Origin of the sequence: Kitasatospora sp. NPDC056531 (assembly GCF_042794375.1) — a bacterium.
GTDB lineage: Bacteria > Actinomycetota > Actinomycetes > Streptomycetales > Streptomycetaceae > Kitasatospora.
Window position 1 is genome coordinate 958 of record NZ_JBHTTU010000369.1, and the last position, 404, is coordinate 1,361.

1 pseudogene is annotated in these 404 nt (G+C 72.8%); it reads left to right on the top strand.

What is annotated here, in order from left to right:
- Window positions 1-310 (top strand): annotated as a pseudogene (locus ACFQ87_RS46510) (hypothetical protein); the annotation flags it as partial.
- Between the last annotated feature and the right edge of the window lie 94 nt (window positions 311-404).

A 404-nucleotide genomic window follows, 5' to 3' on the forward strand; every position in this document is an offset into this window, starting at 1 on the left:
TCCCACCACCCCAGAATGCACAGGCAACTCGAATAAGGATCCGGCACGCAACCGCCACCCGTGGACGCCCTCGCACGACCGCCACCCGGTGGTCGAGGCGCCGACCGGGATCACCTTCGTGGGCTTCGAGAACCCGCCGGGGGTGACCACCGCGCAGCGGGTCCACAGCTTCCTCGACAGCGACCGCGCCGACTGGTACCACCACGTCGACCCCACCGCCCATGAGCACGGCGGGCACTTCATCCCCTGGGAGAACCCCGAGGCCTGGGTCGACGACCTGCGCCGCACCTTCCGCGGACGCCGACCGTGACGCCACGGCCCGCACCGACGAAGCGTCAGTTCCCGCCGTCCCGCGCCTGGGGCACCTGGCCGCAGGCCCCGCAGGTCGCGGGCGCTTGGCCGGG